The 16,935-nt window shown below is 74.6% G+C and carries 16 protein-coding genes; 13 read left to right on the forward strand and 3 right to left on the reverse strand.

Annotated elements, in window-relative coordinates; translation table 11 throughout:
• The first annotated feature begins 79 nt into the window (after positions 1 to 79).
• Positions 80 to 742: a response regulator gene (locus OUY22_RS29040; RefSeq protein WP_270158380.1), complete on the forward strand. Its 663-nt coding sequence runs from the start codon at positions 80 to 82 to the stop codon at positions 740 to 742.
• Between the two features lie 39 nt (positions 743 to 781).
• On the opposite strand, the gene OUY22_RS29045 is transcribed toward OUY22_RS29040, so the two are convergent.
• Complete coding sequence (locus OUY22_RS29045) at positions 782 to 1,969, reverse strand: NAD(P)/FAD-dependent oxidoreductase (RefSeq protein ID WP_270158381.1); 1,188 nt, start codon at positions 1,967 to 1,969, stop codon at positions 782 to 784.
• A gap of 93 nt (positions 1,970 to 2,062) precedes the next feature.
• Positions 2,063 to 3,001: a sigma-70 family RNA polymerase sigma factor gene (locus tag OUY22_RS29050; RefSeq protein ID WP_270158382.1), complete on the reverse strand. Its 939-nt coding sequence runs from the start codon at positions 2,999 to 3,001 to the stop codon at positions 2,063 to 2,065.
• Between the two features lie 137 nt (positions 3,002 to 3,138).
• On the opposite strand from OUY22_RS29050, the gene OUY22_RS29055 reads away from it, so the two are divergent.
• The 6 genes from OUY22_RS29055 (at position 3,139) to OUY22_RS29080 (ending at position 8,835) form a co-directional block, all read left to right on the forward strand.
• A complete protein-coding gene (locus OUY22_RS29055; RefSeq protein ID WP_270158383.1) occupies positions 3,139 to 3,921 on the forward strand; it encodes a S1C family serine protease in 783 nt (260 codons plus the stop codon).
• A gap of 14 nt (positions 3,922 to 3,935) precedes the next feature.
• The gene (locus OUY22_RS29060; protein ID WP_270158384.1) at positions 3,936 to 4,919 is read left to right on the forward strand and encodes an AAA family ATPase; all 984 of its coding nucleotides are present in this window, start codon (positions 3,936 to 3,938) and stop codon (positions 4,917 to 4,919) included.
• A gap of 3 nt (positions 4,920 to 4,922) precedes the next feature.
• Positions 4,923 to 5,807: a DUF58 domain-containing protein gene (locus tag OUY22_RS29065; RefSeq protein WP_270158385.1), complete on the forward strand. Its 885-nt coding sequence runs from the start codon at positions 4,923 to 4,925 to the stop codon at positions 5,805 to 5,807.
• Between the two features lie 31 nt (positions 5,808 to 5,838).
• The gene (locus tag OUY22_RS29070; protein WP_270158386.1) at positions 5,839 to 6,789 is read left to right on the forward strand and encodes a VWA domain-containing protein; all 951 of its coding nucleotides are present in this window, start codon (positions 5,839 to 5,841) and stop codon (positions 6,787 to 6,789) included.
• On the forward strand, positions 6,790 to 7,836 hold the full coding sequence (locus OUY22_RS29075) for a vWA domain-containing protein (protein ID WP_270158387.1): 1,047 nt from the start codon (positions 6,790 to 6,792) through the stop codon (positions 7,834 to 7,836).
• Positions 7,837 to 7,971: 135 nt separating this feature from the next.
• Positions 7,972 to 8,835 carry a DMT family transporter gene (locus OUY22_RS29080; protein ID WP_270158388.1) on the forward strand — a complete coding sequence of 288 codons (864 nt, stop codon included), beginning with the start codon at positions 7,972 to 7,974 and terminating at the stop codon, positions 8,833 to 8,835.
• On the opposite strand, the gene OUY22_RS29085 is transcribed toward OUY22_RS29080, so the two are convergent.
• On the reverse strand, positions 8,815 to 9,909 hold the full coding sequence (locus OUY22_RS29085) for an MGDG synthase family glycosyltransferase (protein ID WP_270158389.1): 1,095 nt from the start codon (positions 9,907 to 9,909) through the stop codon (positions 8,815 to 8,817). The two genes, OUY22_RS29080 and OUY22_RS29085, sit on opposite strands and share 21 nt — an antisense overlap.
• A gap of 23 nt (positions 9,910 to 9,932) precedes the next feature.
• On the opposite strand from OUY22_RS29085, the gene OUY22_RS29090 reads away from it, so the two are divergent.
• The 6 genes from OUY22_RS29090 (at position 9,933) to shc (ending at position 16,847) form a co-directional block, all read left to right on the forward strand.
• The gene (locus OUY22_RS29090; protein ID WP_270158390.1) at positions 9,933 to 10,673 is read left to right on the forward strand and encodes a polysaccharide deacetylase family protein; all 741 of its coding nucleotides are present in this window, start codon (positions 9,933 to 9,935) and stop codon (positions 10,671 to 10,673) included.
• A gap of 262 nt (positions 10,674 to 10,935) precedes the next feature.
• The gene (gene hpnC / locus OUY22_RS29095; protein WP_270158391.1) at positions 10,936 to 11,745 is read left to right on the forward strand and encodes a squalene synthase HpnC; all 810 of its coding nucleotides are present in this window, start codon (positions 10,936 to 10,938) and stop codon (positions 11,743 to 11,745) included.
• A gap of 8 nt (positions 11,746 to 11,753) precedes the next feature.
• Complete coding sequence (gene hpnD / locus OUY22_RS29100; protein WP_270158392.1) at positions 11,754 to 12,611, forward strand: presqualene diphosphate synthase HpnD; 858 nt, start codon at positions 11,754 to 11,756, stop codon at positions 12,609 to 12,611.
• Positions 12,608 to 13,945, forward strand: coding sequence for a hydroxysqualene dehydroxylase HpnE (gene hpnE / locus OUY22_RS29105; protein ID WP_270158393.1), 1,338 nt, complete (start codon positions 12,608 to 12,610; stop codon positions 13,943 to 13,945). The genes hpnD and hpnE overlap by 4 nt, the downstream gene beginning before the upstream one ends.
• Positions 13,942 to 14,955, forward strand: coding sequence for a polyprenyl synthetase family protein (locus OUY22_RS29110; protein ID WP_270158394.1), 1,014 nt, complete (start codon positions 13,942 to 13,944; stop codon positions 14,953 to 14,955). The genes hpnE and OUY22_RS29110 overlap by 4 nt, the downstream gene beginning before the upstream one ends.
• Positions 14,956 to 14,957: 2 nt before the next feature.
• On the forward strand, positions 14,958 to 16,847 hold the full coding sequence (shc, locus tag OUY22_RS29115) for a squalene--hopene cyclase (RefSeq protein WP_270158395.1): 1,890 nt from the start codon (positions 14,958 to 14,960) through the stop codon (positions 16,845 to 16,847).
• Positions 16,848 to 16,935 lie beyond the last annotated feature (88 nt).

Below are 16,935 nucleotides of genomic sequence, written 5' to 3' on the forward strand. Positions count from 1 at the left end.
TCGGCGGCCGGCTGAGCGCGGGTCCGCGCGGCGAGGGCGGCTTCACCGTGCGGGCCGAGCTTCCCGTGGACCTGGCGTCGTGATCCGCGTCCTGCTGGTCGACGACCAGCCGCTCATCCGCAGCGGATTCCGCGCGCTGCTCGACCTCGAGGACGACATCGAGGTAGTGGCTGAGGCCGGCGACGGTGCGGCGGGCGTCGACCTGGCCAGACGGCACCTGCCCGACATCGCCCTCGTCGACATCCAGATGCCGGTCGTCGACGGCATCGAGGCGACCCGGCGCATCGCCGCGGACCCCGCCCTGGCCGGGGTGCACGTCGTCATCCTGACCAACTACGGCCTGGACGAGCACGTCTTCGACGCGCTGCGGGCCGGCGCGGCCGGCTTCCTGGTCAAGGACATCGTGCCCGAGGACCTCCTGCACGCCGTACGGGTGGCCGCACGGGGCGACGCGCTGCTCGCCCCGTCGATCACCCGCAAGCTCATCCACCGGTACGTCGCCCAGCCGCTCACCCCCGCCGCCGGCGCGGCGCTGAGCCAGCTGACCAACCGCGAACGCGAGACCGTCGCCCTGGTCGCCCGCGGCCTGTCCAACGACGAGATCGCGGCCCGCCTGGTGATCAGCCCGATGACGGCGAAGACCCACGTCAACCGCGCCATGACCAAGCTCCGCGCCCGCGACCGCGCCCAGCTCGTGGTCCTCGCCTACGAATCCGGCCTGGTCGTCCCCGGCGGCCCCTGACCATCCGCGCCTTCGCAGGAGGCCCTGGACCGAGGCGGGTCAGGCCGGTGTCTTGACGGGAGAGCCGGTCGTGGCGGAACGCCGGGTCAGCGGGTGGCGGCGGGTGGGGAGGCCCAGGGTCGGGTTGGCGACGCTCCAGGCGGCGCCCCTGCAGATCAGTTCCTTGTAGACGGCGGCGAGCCGGCCGGTCAGGATCGGCCGCACGGCGCGGTCGTCGGCCGTCACGTACTGGATCAGGCCCTCTCCGCGGCCCAGCGAGATGCACTGGTTGACGTAGCGGATCGGCATCTTCGGCGGCTTCCGGCCGGTCAGGCGCGCCGCGATGGCGTCGGCGGCCTGCCACGCGGTCGGGCCTCCCGAGGCGCACGACATCCGCAGCGGCTTGTCACCGGGGCCCATCGCCAGGGCGGCGTCGCCGACGGCGTACACGTCGGGGTGCGAGACCGAGCGCATGGTCCGGTCGACCACGATCTGCCCGGTTTCGCCGACCTTCAGGGCGGTCGCCCGCGCGATCGGGTGGACCGCGAAGCCGGTGGTCCACACGGTGACCTCGGCCGGGATGTCGTCCCCGGCCGCGGTGACGACGCGGCCGGGCTCCACGCCGGTCACCTCGGCGTGCTCGTACACCTTGATGCCGAGCCTGCCGAAGACCCGCCGCAGGTGGGCGCGGCCCCGGGGGGAGAGCCAGTCGCCGAGGCCGTCGCGGGCCACGAGGGCGACGCCGAGGTCCGGGCGGGCCTCGGCGATCTCGGTCGCCGCCTCCAGCCCGGTGAGGCCGCCGCCGACGACGACCACGCGCCGCCCGGCGTCGAGGCCGGCCAGGCGCTCGCGCAGCCGGAGGGCTCCGGGACGACTGGCGATCTCGTGGGCGTGCTCGGCGACCCCGGGCACGCCCTGGGGGTTCCAGCCGCTGCCGAGGGCGTAGACCAGCGTGTCGTAGCCGAGTTCGCCGGCGTCGGCGAGGGTGACGGTCTTGCGGACGACGTCCACGCCGGTGACCCGCCCCTGCTTCAGCCGTACGCCGGTGCCCGCGAACATCTCGCCGAACGGCCGCGGCCTGAGGTCCTGGCCGACGGCGAGCTGGTGCATGCGGACGCGCTCCACGAAGTCGGGCTCGGCGTTGACCAGGGTGATGGCGACGTCCTCGCGGCGCAGCCGCTTGGCGAGCCGCCCGGCCGCGATGGCTCCGGCGTATCCGGCTCCGAGGACGATGATGCGGTGCTGCATGTCGTGGCTCCTGCCTTCCGCGGGTTTGCCCCTTGAACCGGGCGGCCCGCCGTTTGCTGACAGGAACGCGGTGTGAATCACCTCACAGCGTGATCAGAAGGCGGTGAACAGCGGCTCCCCGTGGTCGCCGGCCGCCCACCGCGCGGTCGCGCGTTCGAGCTTGCTCGGGTTGACCTGGTTGTGGAACGCGGCGATGCCCTCGGCGGTGACGTCCAGGCACATGATGCCGATGATCCGGCCGTCGACGACGGCGACGACGGCGGGGCCGCCGTTGGCGGTGGACAGGTGGATCTCGGGCCTGCCGCCGACGAGGTCGCGCTTGGCCTTGCCCGGCCTGAACAGCCCGCGCAGGAACGTCGCGATCGCGGTGGCGCCCACGAAGTCCCGGGTCGGGACCTTCCCGCCGCCGTCACCGATCCCGAAGGCGTCCTCGGTGAGCAGGCGCACGAGCGGCTCGGTCTCGCCGTTTCCGGCCGCCGTCAGGAACTCCTCGACGATCCGCCGGGCCGTGGCCCCGTCGACCTCGGCGCGGGTCCTGCCGTCGGCGACGTGCTTCTTCGCGCGGTGGAAGATCTGCTGGCTGGCGGCCTCGGTGAGGCCGAGGATCTCGGCGATCTCGCGGTGCGGGTAGTCGAAGGCAGCCCGCAGCACGTACACCGCCCGCTCGTTGGGGGTGAGCCGCTCCATCAGGGTGAGCACCGCGTACGAGAGCGACTCGCGCTGCTCGGCGGTGTCGGCGGGGCCGAGCATCGGGTCACCGGCGAGCAGCGGCTCCGGCAGCCAGTGGCCCACGTAGGTCTCACGGCGCGCCCGCGCGGAGGCGAGCTGGTTGAGGCACAGGTTGGTGAGGACCTTCGTCAGCCAGGCTTCGAGCACCTCGATGCGCTCGGCGTCGGCGGCCTGCCAGCGCAGGAACGTCTCCTGCACGGCGTCCTCGGCCTCCCCGGCGGAGCCGAGCAAGCGGTAGGCGATGGCCTCCAGCCGTGGCCTGGCGGCCTCGAACCGGTCGACGTCACTGACGGACAGGGCCATGGCCCGATCCTAATCCCGGCTCCCCGCCCTCACGCTCGTACGCCGAACGGAACGCGGGGCGGTGACAATGGCGGTTCTCATGGAGTTCTCAGGCGGAGTTTATGGCGCTTTTGTCTGAGATTTACGAATATGGGGCGATGGAGCGCGTGCCGCAGGATGACGGTGCGGCCGAGGCTCAGCCGGCCGCGGCCGGGAAGGCTCGGCTCGTCGTCGCCGGCGGCGTCGCCCTCGTCCTCGTGGCCGTGCTGGCGTACTGGCTCGGGGCCGGCAGCGGGAGCGGCGAGGAGGCCGCGCCCGCGCCCAGCCCGACACCGACCCCCACCGCGACGCTCACCACGGCCGAGGTCTTCCAGCGGGCCGGGCCGTCGGTGGTGGTCGTCCGGGCCGGGCGGTCGCTCGGCACCGGGGTGATCGCGGCCGAGGACGGCACGATCCTGACCGCCCACCACGTCGTCAAGGACGCCGACGAGGTGACCCTGACCTACGCCGACGGCACCAGGGCCAGGGCCGCCGTCGCGTCCGCCGACCCCGGGCGCGACATCGCGATGCTCAGGCCCGAGAAGCTGCCGGAGATCGTCGTCCCGGCGACGCTCGGCGGCGCCGTGACCGTCGGCGCGCCCGTCGTGGCCATCGGCAACCCGCTCGGCCTCACCCACAGCGTCTCCACCGGCGTCGTGTCCGGGCTGGACCGGACCACCCAGAAGGGCCTGAGAGGGCTCATCCAGTTCGACGCCGCCGCCAACCCGGGCAGCTCGGGCGGCCCCCTGCTGGACGCCCGCGGCCTGGTCGTCGGGATCGTCGTCTCGATCGCCGATCCGGGAGGCGACGAGGCGTTCGCCGGCATCGCGTTCGCGGTGCCGATCGGCGCGGCCCTGGGCGTCGAAGGCGACGGCCCGCCCGGCGACGGACCCCAGATCTGACGAGAAGGGACACGATGACCTCGACCAAGCCCCCTGCCCATCCGCTCGAACACGTGCTGTTCGAGGTCAAGCGCACGATCGTGGGCCAGGACGTGCTGCTGGAGCGGATGGCCGTCGCGCTGGTCGCCGACGGCCACCTGCTGGTGGAGGGCGTGCCGGGCCTGGCCAAGACGCTCGCCGTGCGGTCGCTGGCCGCCGCGATCGACGGGACCTTCCAGCGCGTCCAGTTCACCCCCGACCTGGTGCCCGCCGACCTCGTGGGCACGCGGGTCTACCACCAGCACTCCGGCGAGTTCCGCACCGAGCTCGGCCCGGTGTTCACGAACCTGCTGCTGGCCGACGAGATCAACCGCGCCCCCGCGAAGGTGCAGAGCGCCCTGCTGGAGGTGATGCAGGAGCATCAGGTGACGATCGGCAGGGAGACGTTCCGGGTGCCGGAGCCGTTCCTGGTCATGGCGACCGAGAACCCGATCGAGTCGGAGGGCACCTACCCGCTGCCCGAGGCCCAGGTCGACCGGTTCATGATGAAGGTGGTCGTCGACTATCCGACGCAGGCGGAGGAGCAGGCGATCGTCAGCCGGGCGCTGCGCCCGCCCGAGCCGCCGCAGCCGATGGTGACCGCCGACGACCTGATGGCGATGCGGGTCCGCGCCCGGCAGGTGTACGTCGATCCGGCGATCGTCGACTACGCGGTACGGCTCGTCGCCGTCACACGGTCCCCCGCGACGGCCGGGCTCGGCGAGCTGGAACGGTACGTCACGCACGGGGCGAGCCCGCGGGCGTCCATCGCCCTGGTCACCGGCGCCCGCGCGCTGGCGTTCCTGCGCGGCCGCGACTACGTGCTGCCGCACGACCTGGCGGAGCTCGCGCTCGACGTGCTGCGCCACCGTCTCGTCCTGTCGTACGAGGCGCTCGCGGACGAGGTCGACCCCGACACGATCGTCACCAGGGTGCTCGGGGCGGTCCGGGCGCCCGACGTCGTCCTGCAGAGCCGCTGAGCCATGGCCACCGCCCCCGAGAAGCTCCTGCTCCGCCTGGAGTGGAAGGTCGTCCGCAGGCTCGACGGCCGGCTCCAGGGCGACCACCGCACCGCGTACCGCGGCTCCGGGATCGACTTCACCGGGCTGCGCCCGTACGGGGACGGCGACGACGCCCGGCACATCGACTGGAACGTGACCGCGCGGCTGGACGAGCCGCACCTGCGGGTGTTCACCGAGGACCGTGAGCTGACGGTGTGGCTGGTGCTCGACCGGTCGGCGTCGATGGCGGCGGGCCGGCCGGGTCGCGGCAAGCACGACGTGCTGGCCGAGCTCGCGCTGGTCCTGGCCCGGCTGTTCGGCCGGGGCGGCAACCGCGTCGGCGCGCTGCTCTTCGACACCGGGATGCTGCGCGTCGTGCCGCCCGGCACCTCCCGGCGGCACGCGCTGCGGATCGCCGCCGAACTGGAGCGGACCGCCGCGGGGCGCGGCGGCGCCACCACCGACCTGGCGGAGATGCTCGACGCGGCCGGGCGGCTCGCCCGCCGCCGCGCCCTCGTCCTCGTGCTGTCGGACTTCATCGGCGACGGCGACTGGGAACGCTCGCTCCAGCGGCTGGCCCGGCGGCACGAGGTGGCCGCGCTGCGGATCGTGGACACCGCCGACGACGTGCTGCCCGAGGCCGGGCTGATCGTCGTCGAGGACGCCGAGACCGGCGAGCAGCTCGTCGTCGACTCCGCCGACCCGCTGCTGCGGGTACGGTTCCGCGAGGCCGTCGACGCCCGCGACGCCCGGCTGGCGGCGGGCATGCGCCGCGCCGGTGTGCCCGTCCACCGCGTCGACACCGGCCGCGACCTGGCCGAGTCGCTCGTCGAGGTCGTCGCCAGGACCAGGAACCGGGCGCCATGACCGGGTTCGCGGGGCCGGCGGGGGAGGACTCATGACGCTGTCCTCCCCGCTGCTGCTGGCCGTCGGACTGCTCGTCACGGCGGCGCTCGCCTGGGCGGTCGTCGTCTCGGCGAGGCGACGGGCGGCCGCGCTCGCCGCGGCCGGGGTCGTCGTGCGGGGCGGGCGCGGGACGTACCTCGGGGCCGGTCTGACGATCGCCGGCGTCGGCGTGCTGGCGTTCGCCGGCGCAGGACCGGCGGCCATGGTGCCGGTCCCGCGCACCGCCGGGACCGTCATCCTCGCGGTCGACGTCTCCAACAGCATGGGCGCCGACGACGTCGCGCCCACCCGGCTGGCGGCGGCGCAGCGGGCCGCCCGCGCGTTCGTCGAGGCGCAGCCCGACAGCGTCGACATCGGGGTCGTCGCGTTCGAGCGCGGAGCACTCACCACGGCACGGCCCGACGCCGACCACTCCGTCGCGCTCAAGGCCATCGACCGGCTGAAGCTCACCGGCGGCACCTCGCTCGGCACGGCCATCACCGGGTCACTGTCGGCGATCACCGGCAAGCAGGTGGCGCTCGGCCGCGACGGCGAGGCCCCCGACATCGGCTACTGGCCTTCCGCGACGATCGTGATGTTCACCGACGGCCAGAACCAGGGCGGCGACGTCGAACAGGCCGCGGCCGTCGCGCAGCGGGCGGGCGTCCACATCCACACGGTCGGGGTCGGCACCACGGCCGGGGCGGCGGTGCGGGTGGACGGATTCCACCTGCAGACCTCGCTCGACGAGGAGACCCTCACCCTCATCGCGCGGACCACCGGCGGCGACTACCACCCCGCCTCCGACGCCGCGCGGCTCGACGCGATCGCCGACACGATCGACCTGCGGCTCACCGTCTCCGACGAGCCGCTGCCCCTCGCCGGCGCCTTGATCGGGCTGGCCCTCGCGCTTCTCACCGGGGGAGCGGCGCGCACCGTGCTCCGATCTGGACGGGTGATCTGAATGTCGTTGTCGTGGCCGTGGGCGCTGCTGTCAGTCCTGGTCATCCCGTTGATCTTCGCCATCCGCTGGTGGGCGCTGCGCCGCCGCCGGCGCGCCGCCGTGCGCGTCACCTCTCTCGCGCTGGTCCGCGACGCCCTGCCCGGCCGCACCCGCTGGACGCGCAAGATCCCTCCGGCGCTGCTCGTGGCCGGGCTCGCGCTGCTGGCGGCCGGGGCCGCGAGGCCGCAGGCGTCGGTGCCGGTGCCGCAGACGTCGGCGACGATCCTGCTCGCGCTCGACACCTCCGGCTCCATGTGCTCCACGGACGTCGCGCCCAACCGGCTGACCGCCGCGAGGGAGGCCGCCGCGGAGTTCATCGAGTCGCAGCGCGGCGGGCCGCGCATCGGCCTGGTCACGTTCGCGGGAACGGCCGGCCTGCTGGTGCCCCCCACCGACGACACCGACGCGCTGATCGAGGCGCTGGACGGGCTCGGCGTGGCCCGCGGCACCGCGATCGGCCAGGCCATGCTCACCTCGATCGACGCGATCGCCGAGGTCGACCCGGCGGTCGCCCCCACCGGTGCGGACCCCGGCGGCGGTGAGGGGCACGCCGGGGCCGCGATCGTCGTGCTGACCGACGGCGCGAACACCCAGGGCGTCGACCCGCAGACCGCCGCCCAGGAGGCCGCCCTGCGCCGCGTCCGCGTCTTCACCATCGGCTTCGGCACCACGAATCCGGCCCCGATGGTCTGCGCCGGCTCCCAGTTCGACGGCCGCGGCTTCGGCTGGGGCGGCGGCCGGGGCGGGTTCGACCGGGGCGGCCGCAACCCGCGCACCATCGACGAGCCCGCGCTCAAGCGGATCGCCCAGACCACCGGCGGCTCCTACCACCGCGCCGAGAACGCCGACCAGCTCCAGAGCGCGCTCGACTCGCTGCCCGGCAGCTTCACCGTCATCCGCCAGAAGGTCGACACGGCGGCCGCCTTCGCCGTCGGCGGGGCCGTCCTCGTCGCCGCCGCCCTGGGCCTGTCCCTCTGGTGGAACCGCCCCCGGGTCCCGGCCGGCTGACAGTGGTCGTGGAGTCCCAGGCCGTGGCGCGGAGTTCGTAAAGCGCCGTTTCCGCCGCGTGGCACGTGGTAAGTCCCGGTCAGAGCCGGGTGTCCCCCTCCCCGGACGGCTCTACGGCATCGAAGGCGAGGGGTGTTGATCTCGGTAGTTCTGGCGCTGCTGGCCGCGGCCTGCAACGCCGCGGCCTCCAACCTCCAGCGTCAGGCGGCGCGGACCCTGCCCACGGACGAGGAGTTCGGGCCCGGGGAGCTCCTGACGCTGATCCGGCGGCCGGTCTGGCTGGCCGGGATCGCCGCGCTCATCGGCGGCTTCGTCTTCCAGGCCTCGGCGCTGGCGACAGGCCCTCTGGCGCTGGTCCAGCCGATCCTGGTCACGGAGCTGCCCTTCACCCTGCTCCTGATCCCGATCGTGCTGGGCGGGCACGTGGGGCGGCAGCTGTGGCTGGCGGTCGCGACGATGACCGGCGGGCTGGCGGTCTTCCTGCTGAGCGCGCGGCCCGGCGTCGGCCACGACCGGCCCAGCATGGAGGTGTGGGCACTGGCGGCGACCGCGACGATCGGGGCGATCCTCGGGCTCTGCGCGGTGGCGCGCCTCTTCGGAGGCCGTGGCCGGCCCGCGCTGTTCGGGGTGGCGACGGGCTTCGGGTTCGCCTTCACCGCCGCGCTCATGAAGGAGACCCTCGCCACCCTGGAGAGCGACCCGGGGTCCCTGGCGACCTCGTGGCAGCCGTACGCGATGGTGGTCGCGGGGCTGTGCAGCCTGTTCCTCCTGCAGGTCACGTTCAAGAGCGGGCCGCTGGTGGTCGCGCAGCCGGCGCTCACCACCAGCGACCCGGTCGCCAGCATCCTGTACGGCACCCTGATGTTCGGGGAGGACGTCCGTGCGGGGGCGTGGATCGTTCTGGAGGTGGCCGGGATGGGCGCGATCTTCCTGGGCAGCGTGATGCTCGCCAGGGCGCCCCTGCTCAGGGAGCTCGCGTCACCGTCGCAGGGGCGCTGACAGCAGCACCGCCTCGGCGGGCTCGGCGTGGAACAGGGCCGAGGCCCGGCTGACCAGGCGCTCGCGGCGGCGTACGTCCTCCAACTGGGCGAGCGCGCGCACGAGCGCCGCGGCGTCGGGCGCGTGCACGGTCACCTCCGCGCGGGCCATGGCCAGCGCCCCGTCACGGCCGTGTCCCGGTATGGGCCGGTAGGAGACGACGGGCAGGCCCGCGGCGAAGGCCTCCTCGCAGGTCAGCCCCGCGCCGTTGTCGACCAGGGCGTGGGCCTGCGCCATGAGCGCGGGCATGTCCTCCTGCCAGCCGAGCACCAGCCCCGCCGGGAGGCCGGCGAGACGGCGGCGCAGCTCGGCGTTGCGCCCGCACAGGACGACCGGGACGTACCGCCCGGAACGCGCGACGATCCTCGCGGTCTCCGCGATGTCCCCCACGCCCCACGATCCGGAGGAGATCAGCACCAGCCGGTCTCCCGGCGCCGCGCCGATCCGGGCCCGGACCGCTGCGCCCGTCCGCCCGCCGCAGCCGAGGAACGCCGGCCGGACCACCGGGGCGTGCGCGGACACGGGCCGGCCGGTCAGCGCGGCGACGCGGGGCACCGTCGCCGGGTTCGGGCACAGGTACCGGTCGTTGCCCGGATGCAGCCACAGCCGGTGCACGGCGAAGTCGGTCACGAGCACGGTGCTCGTCGCCGCCAGCCGGCCACGCCGCCGCAGCGCCCCGGCGACCTGGGCCGCGACATGGAAGGTCGAGATCACCTCGTCGGGCGGGCGGCGCGCGACCAGGCGCAGCAGCCGGCTCCCGGCCAGAGCCGTCAGCGGGGAGACCGTGGGGGCGCGTTTGGCCACGAAGAAGACCCGGTAGATCACCTCGTACAGCCAGGGGGCGCGTCTGATCATCCAGTGGTACGACCCGCGCAGCAGACGGCCCAGGCGGAGGGGGAGCAGATGCAGCACGTCGACCACCTGCACGTCGGCGCCCAGGCGGGCGAGGCGGCGGGCCAGTTCCGCGGCCACGGCGTCGTGCCCGGCGCCCATGCCGGCGCTGATGATCAGCAGCCGTCTGCCCTCGGCGTTCATCGCCCGGCCGGCCGGAGGGCGGGATGACCCGTCGGGCCGCAGCGGCGGCGGCGCTGGCGGGGCTGGCGCTCGTCCACGCGGGCCCGGGCGCCACCTGGCTGGCCGCGGTGCGGCGCCGGCTGCCCCGGCTGGCGGGGGCGGGCCGTGACGACCATGTCGCGCTGACCTTCGACGACGGTCCCGACCCGCGCTCCACGCCGCGGTTCCTGGACGAGCTCGGCCGCCTCGGCTGCCGGGCGACGTTCTTCGTCCTCGGCGAGATGCTCGAACGCCACCCCGAGGTGGGGCGACGGATCGCGGCCGAGGGACACGAGCTGGCGGTGCACGGCTGGCGGCACACCAACGCCCTCGTCACCCGTCCGGGTGCGGTCACCGCGGAGATGGGCCGCGCGGCCGCGCTCGTCCGTTCGGTCACCGGGGAGCGGCCCGTCTGGTACCGGCCGCCGTACGGGGTGCTGAGCGCCGAGGCGCTGGTCGCGGCCCGATCGCATCGGCTGCGTCCGGTGCTGTGCACCGTGTGGGGCAAGGACTGGACCGCTTCGGCCACGCCGGAGTCCGTCATGGCGAGGCTGCTGCCGGGGCTGCAGGGCGGCGCGACGGTGGTGCTGCACGACTCCGACCACACCTCCGCCGCCGGGTGCTGGCGTTCGGCGCTCGGCGCGCTGCCCGAGGTGGTCGGCCGTTGCCGTGAGGCGGGCCTGCTCGTGGGGCCGCTGGGGGAGCACGAGGTGGGAAGCGGACGCGGCGATCTGTGGATGTCGTGACGGGCCGTACACGGCGTATCTCCTCGCTATAAGTGCGGATAAATGCCGATTTCCGCTCACCGCATCCACGAAACCGTAGTTTCACATACTTTACGGAAAGAGCACTTCTCCCTGGCCCGCCACGAGGAAAAAGAATGGCGACGCAAAAGGAGGCCCCGGCTGATCCCATAAGTGCCTCGCGCCTGGCCGCAGCCCGTTTTGGGCGTCGCACGGCGGGCATTCGTTGGCAATGGCGTCGCACGGGACCGGTACTCACGCATTCATGGCGAAAGCCGGCCAGGAGAATTTTCCGGTAGCTCTGAGAATGCTGCCGGCCGGTTACCGGCACCATTTGATGGCCGTGTACGCGTTCGCCCGCCACGTCGACGACCTGGGCGACGAGGCGGAGCCGGGCGACCGGTCGCGGCTGCTCGACGACGTCGAGACCGACCTGGACCGCCTCTACGACGGATCGGTCCCACGCCTGCCGGTGGTGCGCGCGCTCACCCGTACGGTGCGGGCCTGCTCGATCCCGGCCGAGCCCTTCCGCCGCCTGCTGGAGGCCAACCGGCGCGACCAGACGATCACCCGCTATCGCACGTTCGACGACCTTCTCGACTACTGCGCGCTCTCGGCGAACCCCGTCGGGCACATCGTCCTGCGCGTGTTCGGCGCGGCCGAGCCGGCGCGGCTGACCTGGTCCGACCAGATCTGCTCCGCGCTGCAGATCCTCGAACACTGCCAGGACGTCGGCGAGGACCACGCGCGCGGCCGGATCTATCTGCCGGAGCAGGACCTGCGACGGTTCGGCTGCGCCGAGAGCGACCTGGCCGCGCCGACGACCCCGCAGCGGCTGCGCCGCGTCGTGGCCCTGCAGACCGCGCGGGCCGCGGAGATGCTGCGCGAGGGCCGCCCGCTCGTCGCCTCGCTGTCCGGGCACGCCCGGCTGGCGGTCGCCGGATACGTCGCCGGCGGGCTGGCCACCGTCACCGCACTCGAACACGCGGCCCATGACGTCCTGGGCCGTCCCGTCCGCCCCCGTCGCGACCGCCGGCTGGCCGCCTGGCTGCGCGTCCTGGCCACCTGGAGGTGAGGAACCGGATGACCCCGTCCCACGCGTACCGGCTCTGCGAACAGATCGTCCGCACCCGGGCGAGGAACTTCTCCTACGGCATCCGGTTGCTCCCCGTGCCGAAGCGCCAGGCGCTCAGCGCGGTCTACGCCCTCGCCCGCCGGATCGACGACATCGGCGACACGGACGGTCCCGCCGAGCGGCGGCTCGACGAGCTGTCGGACGTCCGTGAAGACCTCCGCCGCATCGGCCCCGGCCAGACGGACCTCGTCCTGCTCGCCCTGGACGACGCGGCCCGCCGCTACCCCATCCCGCTGCGGGCCTTCGAGGAGCTGATCGACGGGTGCGCGGCCGACGTGCGCGGCGCCACGTACCAGAGCTTCGACGAGCTGCTCGGCTACTGCCGGTGCGTCGCCGGGTCCGTCGGGCGGCTGTCCCTGGGCGTCTTCGGCGCCGAGGACCACCGCGAGGCCGAGCCACTGGCCGACGCCTTGGGGATCGCCCTGCAGCTCACGAACATCCTGCGCGACGTGCGCGAGGACCGGCTCACCGGACGCGTCTACCTGCCCGCCGAAGATCTCGAACGCTTCGGCTGCACCCTGGCCGTCGACGCCGGGGGCGACTTCACCGACCCGCCGGACCGGCTCGCCGCGCTCGTCCGGCACGAGGCGGCCCGCGCCCGCGAGTGGTACGAGGAAGGAACCCGGCTGGTGCGGCTGCTCGACCGCCGCAGCGCGGCGTGCGCGATGGCGATGGCCGGCATCTACCGGTCGCTGCTCGATCGGATCGCCGCCGACCCGGCGAGCGCGCTGGCGGCCCGGTCCTCGCTGCCCACCTGGCGTAAGACGGCCATAGCGGCCCGCGCGGTCGCCGGGGCCCGCCGATGAGCGGCTCACCGGCGGCTCCGGTCGCGATCGTGGGCGGCGGGCTGGCCGGCATCGCCGCCGCCGTCGCCCTGGGCGAGGCGGGCCACGCGGTGACGCTGTACGAGGCGCGTCCCAGGCTGGGCGGCGCCACGCACTCGTTCGACCGGGACGGGCTGGCCGTGGACAACGGCCAGCACGTCTTCCTCCGGTGCTGCACCGCCTACCTGGGCCTGCTCGACCGGATGGGCGTCTTGGACCGGGTCCGGCTGCAGGACCGGTTCGACGTCCACGTCCTCACGCCCGGGGGCCGCCGCGGGCGGCTGCGCCGCACCGCGCTGCCCGGCCCGCTGCACCTGCTGCCCGCGCTGGCGACGTACTCCCTGCTGAGCCCGCCGGACCGGCTGCGTGCCGTACGGGGCGCGCTGGAGCTGGCCCGGCTGGACCCCGCCGACCCCGCGCTCGACCGGCTCACCCTGGAGAGCTGGCTGGCGGCGCACGGCCAGACCGGGCCCGCCCGCGAGGCGCTCTGGGACCTGTTCGCGAAGGCGGCGCTGAACGCCGACGCCGGCCAGGCGGCGCTCGGGCCCGCGGTGAAGGTGTTCAGGACCGCGCTGCTCGGCAGGTCCGGCGCCGCCGACATCGGCGTCCCGGACGCGCCGCTCGGCGAACTGCACGGCACCGCCGCCCACGACGCCGTCAAGCGGCACGGCGGCGAGGTGCGGCTGTCGGCCAAGGTCACGGGGATCGCCGAAGGCCCGGCGGTCGTCGTGGACGGCGTCCCGGCCCGCGCGAGCGCGGTGATCGTGGCGGTGCCGCACGAGCAGGCGGCCAGGCTCGTGCCCGTGGAGGCGGCGCCCGGCCGGGACCGCTGGCACGAGCTGGGCGCGAGCCCGATCGTCAACGTGCACGTCGTCTACGACCGCCGGGTGAGCGACCTGCCGGCCGCGGCGGCGGTGGGCTCGCCGGTCCAGTGGGTCTTCGACAAGACCGGCGTGGCGGGGCTGAGCGCGGGACAGTACCTCACGGTCTCGGTGTCGGCCGCGCAACCGTGGATCGACCTGCCGACGGCGTCGATCCGGGCGGAGTTCGTGCCCGCGCTCGAACGCCTCTTCCCCGCCGCGCGTCAGGCGCGGGTCACCGACTTCTTCGTCACCAGGGAACGCCGGGCCACCTTCTTCCAGGGGCCGGGCAGCGGCGCGCGCCGGCCCGGCGCGCGGACCCGGTGGCCAGGGCTGTATCTCGCCGGCGCGTGGACGGACACGGGCTGGCCCGACACGATGGAGGGCGCGGTGCGCAGCGGACTGCACGCGGCCGGTCTGGTCCGGCGGCACCTGATCAGCGGAGCGGCGTCATGACCGCGCTCCTGCCGCCCGTGGTGGCGCAGGCACGGGAGCTGGTCGAGCCCGTCCTGCGCGCGGCGGTCGACCGGCTGGACCCGCTCACGGCACGGGTGAGCGCCTACCACCTCGGCTGGGCCGGCGCCCCCGGTCTGCCCTCGGCCGCCCCGGGCAAGGCGTTGCGGCCGGCGCTGGTCCTGCTCTCGGCCCGCGCGGCGGGGGGAGACGCCGAGGAGTGCGCGCCGGCCGCCGCCGCGGTGGAGCTCGTGCACGCGTTCTCGCTCATCCACGACGACATCATGGACGGCGACGAGATGCGCCGCTGCCGTCCCTCCGCGTGGCGGGTCTTCGGCGAGCCCGCGGCCATCCTGGCCGGGGACGCCCTGCTGGCGCTGGCCTTCGAACTGCTCCTGGAACACGACGCCCCCGGCCGGTCGGCCGCCGCCCGCTCGCTGAGCGCGGCCACCCGCGGCCTCATCCGGGGCCAGGGCCTGGACCTGGAGTTCGAGCGCCGCCGGGACGTCAGCCTGGACGAGTGCCGCGAGATGTCCGCGCACAAGACCGGCGACCTGTTCGCGTGCGCCTGCTCGATCGGCGCGGCCGCCGCGGGCGGGCCCGCCGACCTGGTCGCCGGGCTGGCGGCGTTCGGCGCCGAGGCGGGGCTCGCCTTCCAGCTGACCGACGACCTGCTCGGCATCTGGGGCAGGCCGGAGACGACCGGCAAGCCCGTCGGGTCCGACCTGCGCTCCCGCAAGAAGAGCCTGCCCGTCGTCGCGGCCCTCACCAGCGGGACCGCGGCGGGCGAACGCCTGGCCCGGCTGTTGGCACAGCCGGGACCGCTGACGGAGCACGACCTGCGCACGGCGGCGCGGCTCGTGGAGGACGCCGGAGGCCGGGCCTGGGCCGAGACGCAGGCCAAGCACCTGCTCGACAGCGCCGGCCGCCGGCTCGCCGACGCCCGCGTCGCCACGGACGTGCGGGAGCAACTGCTGGACATCGCCCGCTTCATCACCACCCGGGACTACTGATCATGAAAACGGCCGACACGCTCCGAGCCGCGCCCGGCGTCCCGCCGTCCGGCGCGCGGCGGGCCCTGGACGCCGCCCGCGACCACCTGATCGGCCTGCGATCGCCCCAGGGCTGGTGGAAGGGCGAACTGCAGACCAACGTGACCATGGACGCCGAGGACCTGCTGCTGCGGGAGTTCCTCGGCATCCGGGCCAAGGACGACACGGCCGAGGCGGCCCACTGGATCCGGTCCCAGCAGCGGGCCGACGGCACCTGGGCCACCTTCCACGGCGGCCCGCCCGACCTGTCCACCACGATCGAGGCCTACGCCGCCCTGCGCCTGGCCGGCGACCCCGCCGAGGCGGCCCACCTGCGCGCCGCCCGCTCCTTCGTACGGGACTCCGGCGGGATCGAGTCGGCGCGGGTCTTCACCCGGATCTGGCTGGCCCTGTTCGGGCAGTGGCCCTGGGACAGGCTGCCCGTCCTGCCGCCGGAGCTGATGTTCCTGCCGTCGTGGTTCCCGCTGAACGTCTACGACTGGGCCTGCTGGGCCCGGCAGACGATCGTCCCCCTCACGGTCGTCAGCGCCCACCGGCCGGTCCGCCCGCTCCCGTTCGACCTGGCCGAGCTGCGCACCGGCCGTCCCGCGCCGAGGCGGGCCAGGACCGGCTGGGAGGGGTTCTTCCACGGCCTGGACCGGCTGCTGAACCGGTACGAACGACGGCCCGTGAAAGGCCCGCGCGAGGCGGCGCTCAGGAGAGCCGCCGAATGGATCGTGGCGCGGCAGGAGGCCGACGGCTCCTGGGGAGGCATCCAGCCGCCCTGGGTGTACTCGCTGATCGCGCTCCACCTGTCCGGCTACGACCTGGACCACCCGGTCATGAGCCGAGGGCTCCGCGGCCTCGACCGGTTCACCGTCCGGGACGAACGAGGCCGCAGGCTCGAAGCCTGCCAGTCCCCGGTGTGGGACACCGCGCTCGCCGTCAACGCCCTGCTCGACGCCGGCGTCCCCGCCGAGCACCCGGCCGTCGCCGAGGCCGCCGACTGGCTGCTCCAGGAGGAGGTCAGGGGGCCGGGCGACTGGGCGGTGCGACGGCCCCGCCTGGCGCCGGGCGGCTGGGCGTTCGAGTTCGACAACGACCTCTACCCCGACGTCGACGACACCGCCGAAGTGGTCCTCGCCCTGCGCCGGACCGGCCGGCCGGACGCGCGGGCCGCCATCGCCAGGGGCGTGCGCTGGATGACCGGGATGGCCTCCCGCGACGGCGGATTCGCCGCCTTCGACGCCGACAACACCAGGACGCTCTGCACCAGGCTGCCGTTCTGCGACTTCGGCGCGGTGATCGACCCGCCGTCGGCCGACGTGACCGCGCACGCCGTCGAGGCCCTGGCGCACGAACGGCCCGGCTCGCCCGAGCTGCGGCGGGCCGTGCTCTGGCTGCTCAAGGCGCAGGAGCCGGACGGCTCCTGGTTCGGCCGCTGGGGGGCCAACCACGTCTACGGCACCGGCGCCGTGGTCCCCGCCCTGGTCGCGGCCGGCGTACGGCGCGAGGCGGCCTGCGTCCGCCGGGCGGTCGCCTGGCTGGAGTCCCACCAGAACCGGGACGGCGGCTGGGGTGAGGACCTGCGCTCCTACACCGACCCGGCGTGGGTCGGACGCGGCGCCTCCACGCCCTCGCAGACGGCATGGGCGCTGCTGGCCCTGCTCGCCGCCGGAGAGCTGTCGGCCGCGGTGGACGGCGGCGTGCGCTGGCTGGTCGAGCACCAGCGCCCCGACGGCACCTGGGACGAACCGTACTTCACCGGGACGGGGTTCCCCGGCGACTTCTTCATCAACTACCACCTGTACCGGCTCGTCTTCCCCGTCAGCGCCCTCGGCCGCTACCTGCGAGCCTGCGGGCAGGCGCCATGACGGCCCTGCTGATCTGCACCGCCCTGGGCCTGGAGGCGCGGGCCGTCAGGCGGGGCCTCTCCCGCTGCCCGGTGCGCGTCCAACTGCG

The organism is Nonomuraea corallina (assembly GCF_027620315.1).
Taxonomy (GTDB): Bacteria; Actinomycetota; Actinomycetes; order Streptosporangiales; family Streptosporangiaceae; genus Nonomuraea; species Nonomuraea corallina.

Coding starts and splice junctions, on each gene's coding strand:
- OUY22_RS29045 (WP_270158381.1), bottom strand. CDS start 1,969: ATGCAGCACCGCATCATCGTCCTCGGAGCCGGATACGCCGGAGCCATC.
- OUY22_RS29050 (WP_270158382.1), bottom strand. CDS start 3,001: ATGGCCCTGTCCGTCAGTGACGTCGACCGGTTCGAGGCCGCCAGGCCA.
- OUY22_RS29055 (WP_270158383.1), top strand. CDS start 3,139: ATGGAGCGCGTGCCGCAGGATGACGGTGCGGCCGAGGCTCAGCCGGCC.
- OUY22_RS29060 (WP_270158384.1), top strand. CDS start 3,936: ATGACCTCGACCAAGCCCCCTGCCCATCCGCTCGAACACGTGCTGTTC.
- OUY22_RS29065 (WP_270158385.1), top strand. CDS start 4,923: ATGGCCACCGCCCCCGAGAAGCTCCTGCTCCGCCTGGAGTGGAAGGTC.
- OUY22_RS29070 (WP_270158386.1), top strand. CDS start 5,839: ATGACGCTGTCCTCCCCGCTGCTGCTGGCCGTCGGACTGCTCGTCACG.
- OUY22_RS29075 (WP_270158387.1), top strand. CDS start 6,790: ATGTCGTTGTCGTGGCCGTGGGCGCTGCTGTCAGTCCTGGTCATCCCG.
- OUY22_RS29085 (WP_270158389.1), bottom strand. CDS start 9,909: ATGAACGCCGAGGGCAGACGGCTGCTGATCATCAGCGCCGGCATGGGC.
- OUY22_RS29090 (WP_270158390.1), top strand. CDS start 9,933: ATGACCCGTCGGGCCGCAGCGGCGGCGGCGCTGGCGGGGCTGGCGCTC.
- hpnC (WP_270158391.1), top strand. CDS start 10,936: ATGGCGAAAGCCGGCCAGGAGAATTTTCCGGTAGCTCTGAGAATGCTG.
- hpnD (WP_270158392.1), top strand. CDS start 11,754: ATGACCCCGTCCCACGCGTACCGGCTCTGCGAACAGATCGTCCGCACC.
- hpnE (WP_270158393.1), top strand. CDS start 12,608: ATGAGCGGCTCACCGGCGGCTCCGGTCGCGATCGTGGGCGGCGGGCTG.
- OUY22_RS29110 (WP_270158394.1), top strand. CDS start 13,942: ATGACCGCGCTCCTGCCGCCCGTGGTGGCGCAGGCACGGGAGCTGGTC.
- shc (WP_270158395.1), top strand. CDS start 14,958: ATGAAAACGGCCGACACGCTCCGAGCCGCGCCCGGCGTCCCGCCGTCC.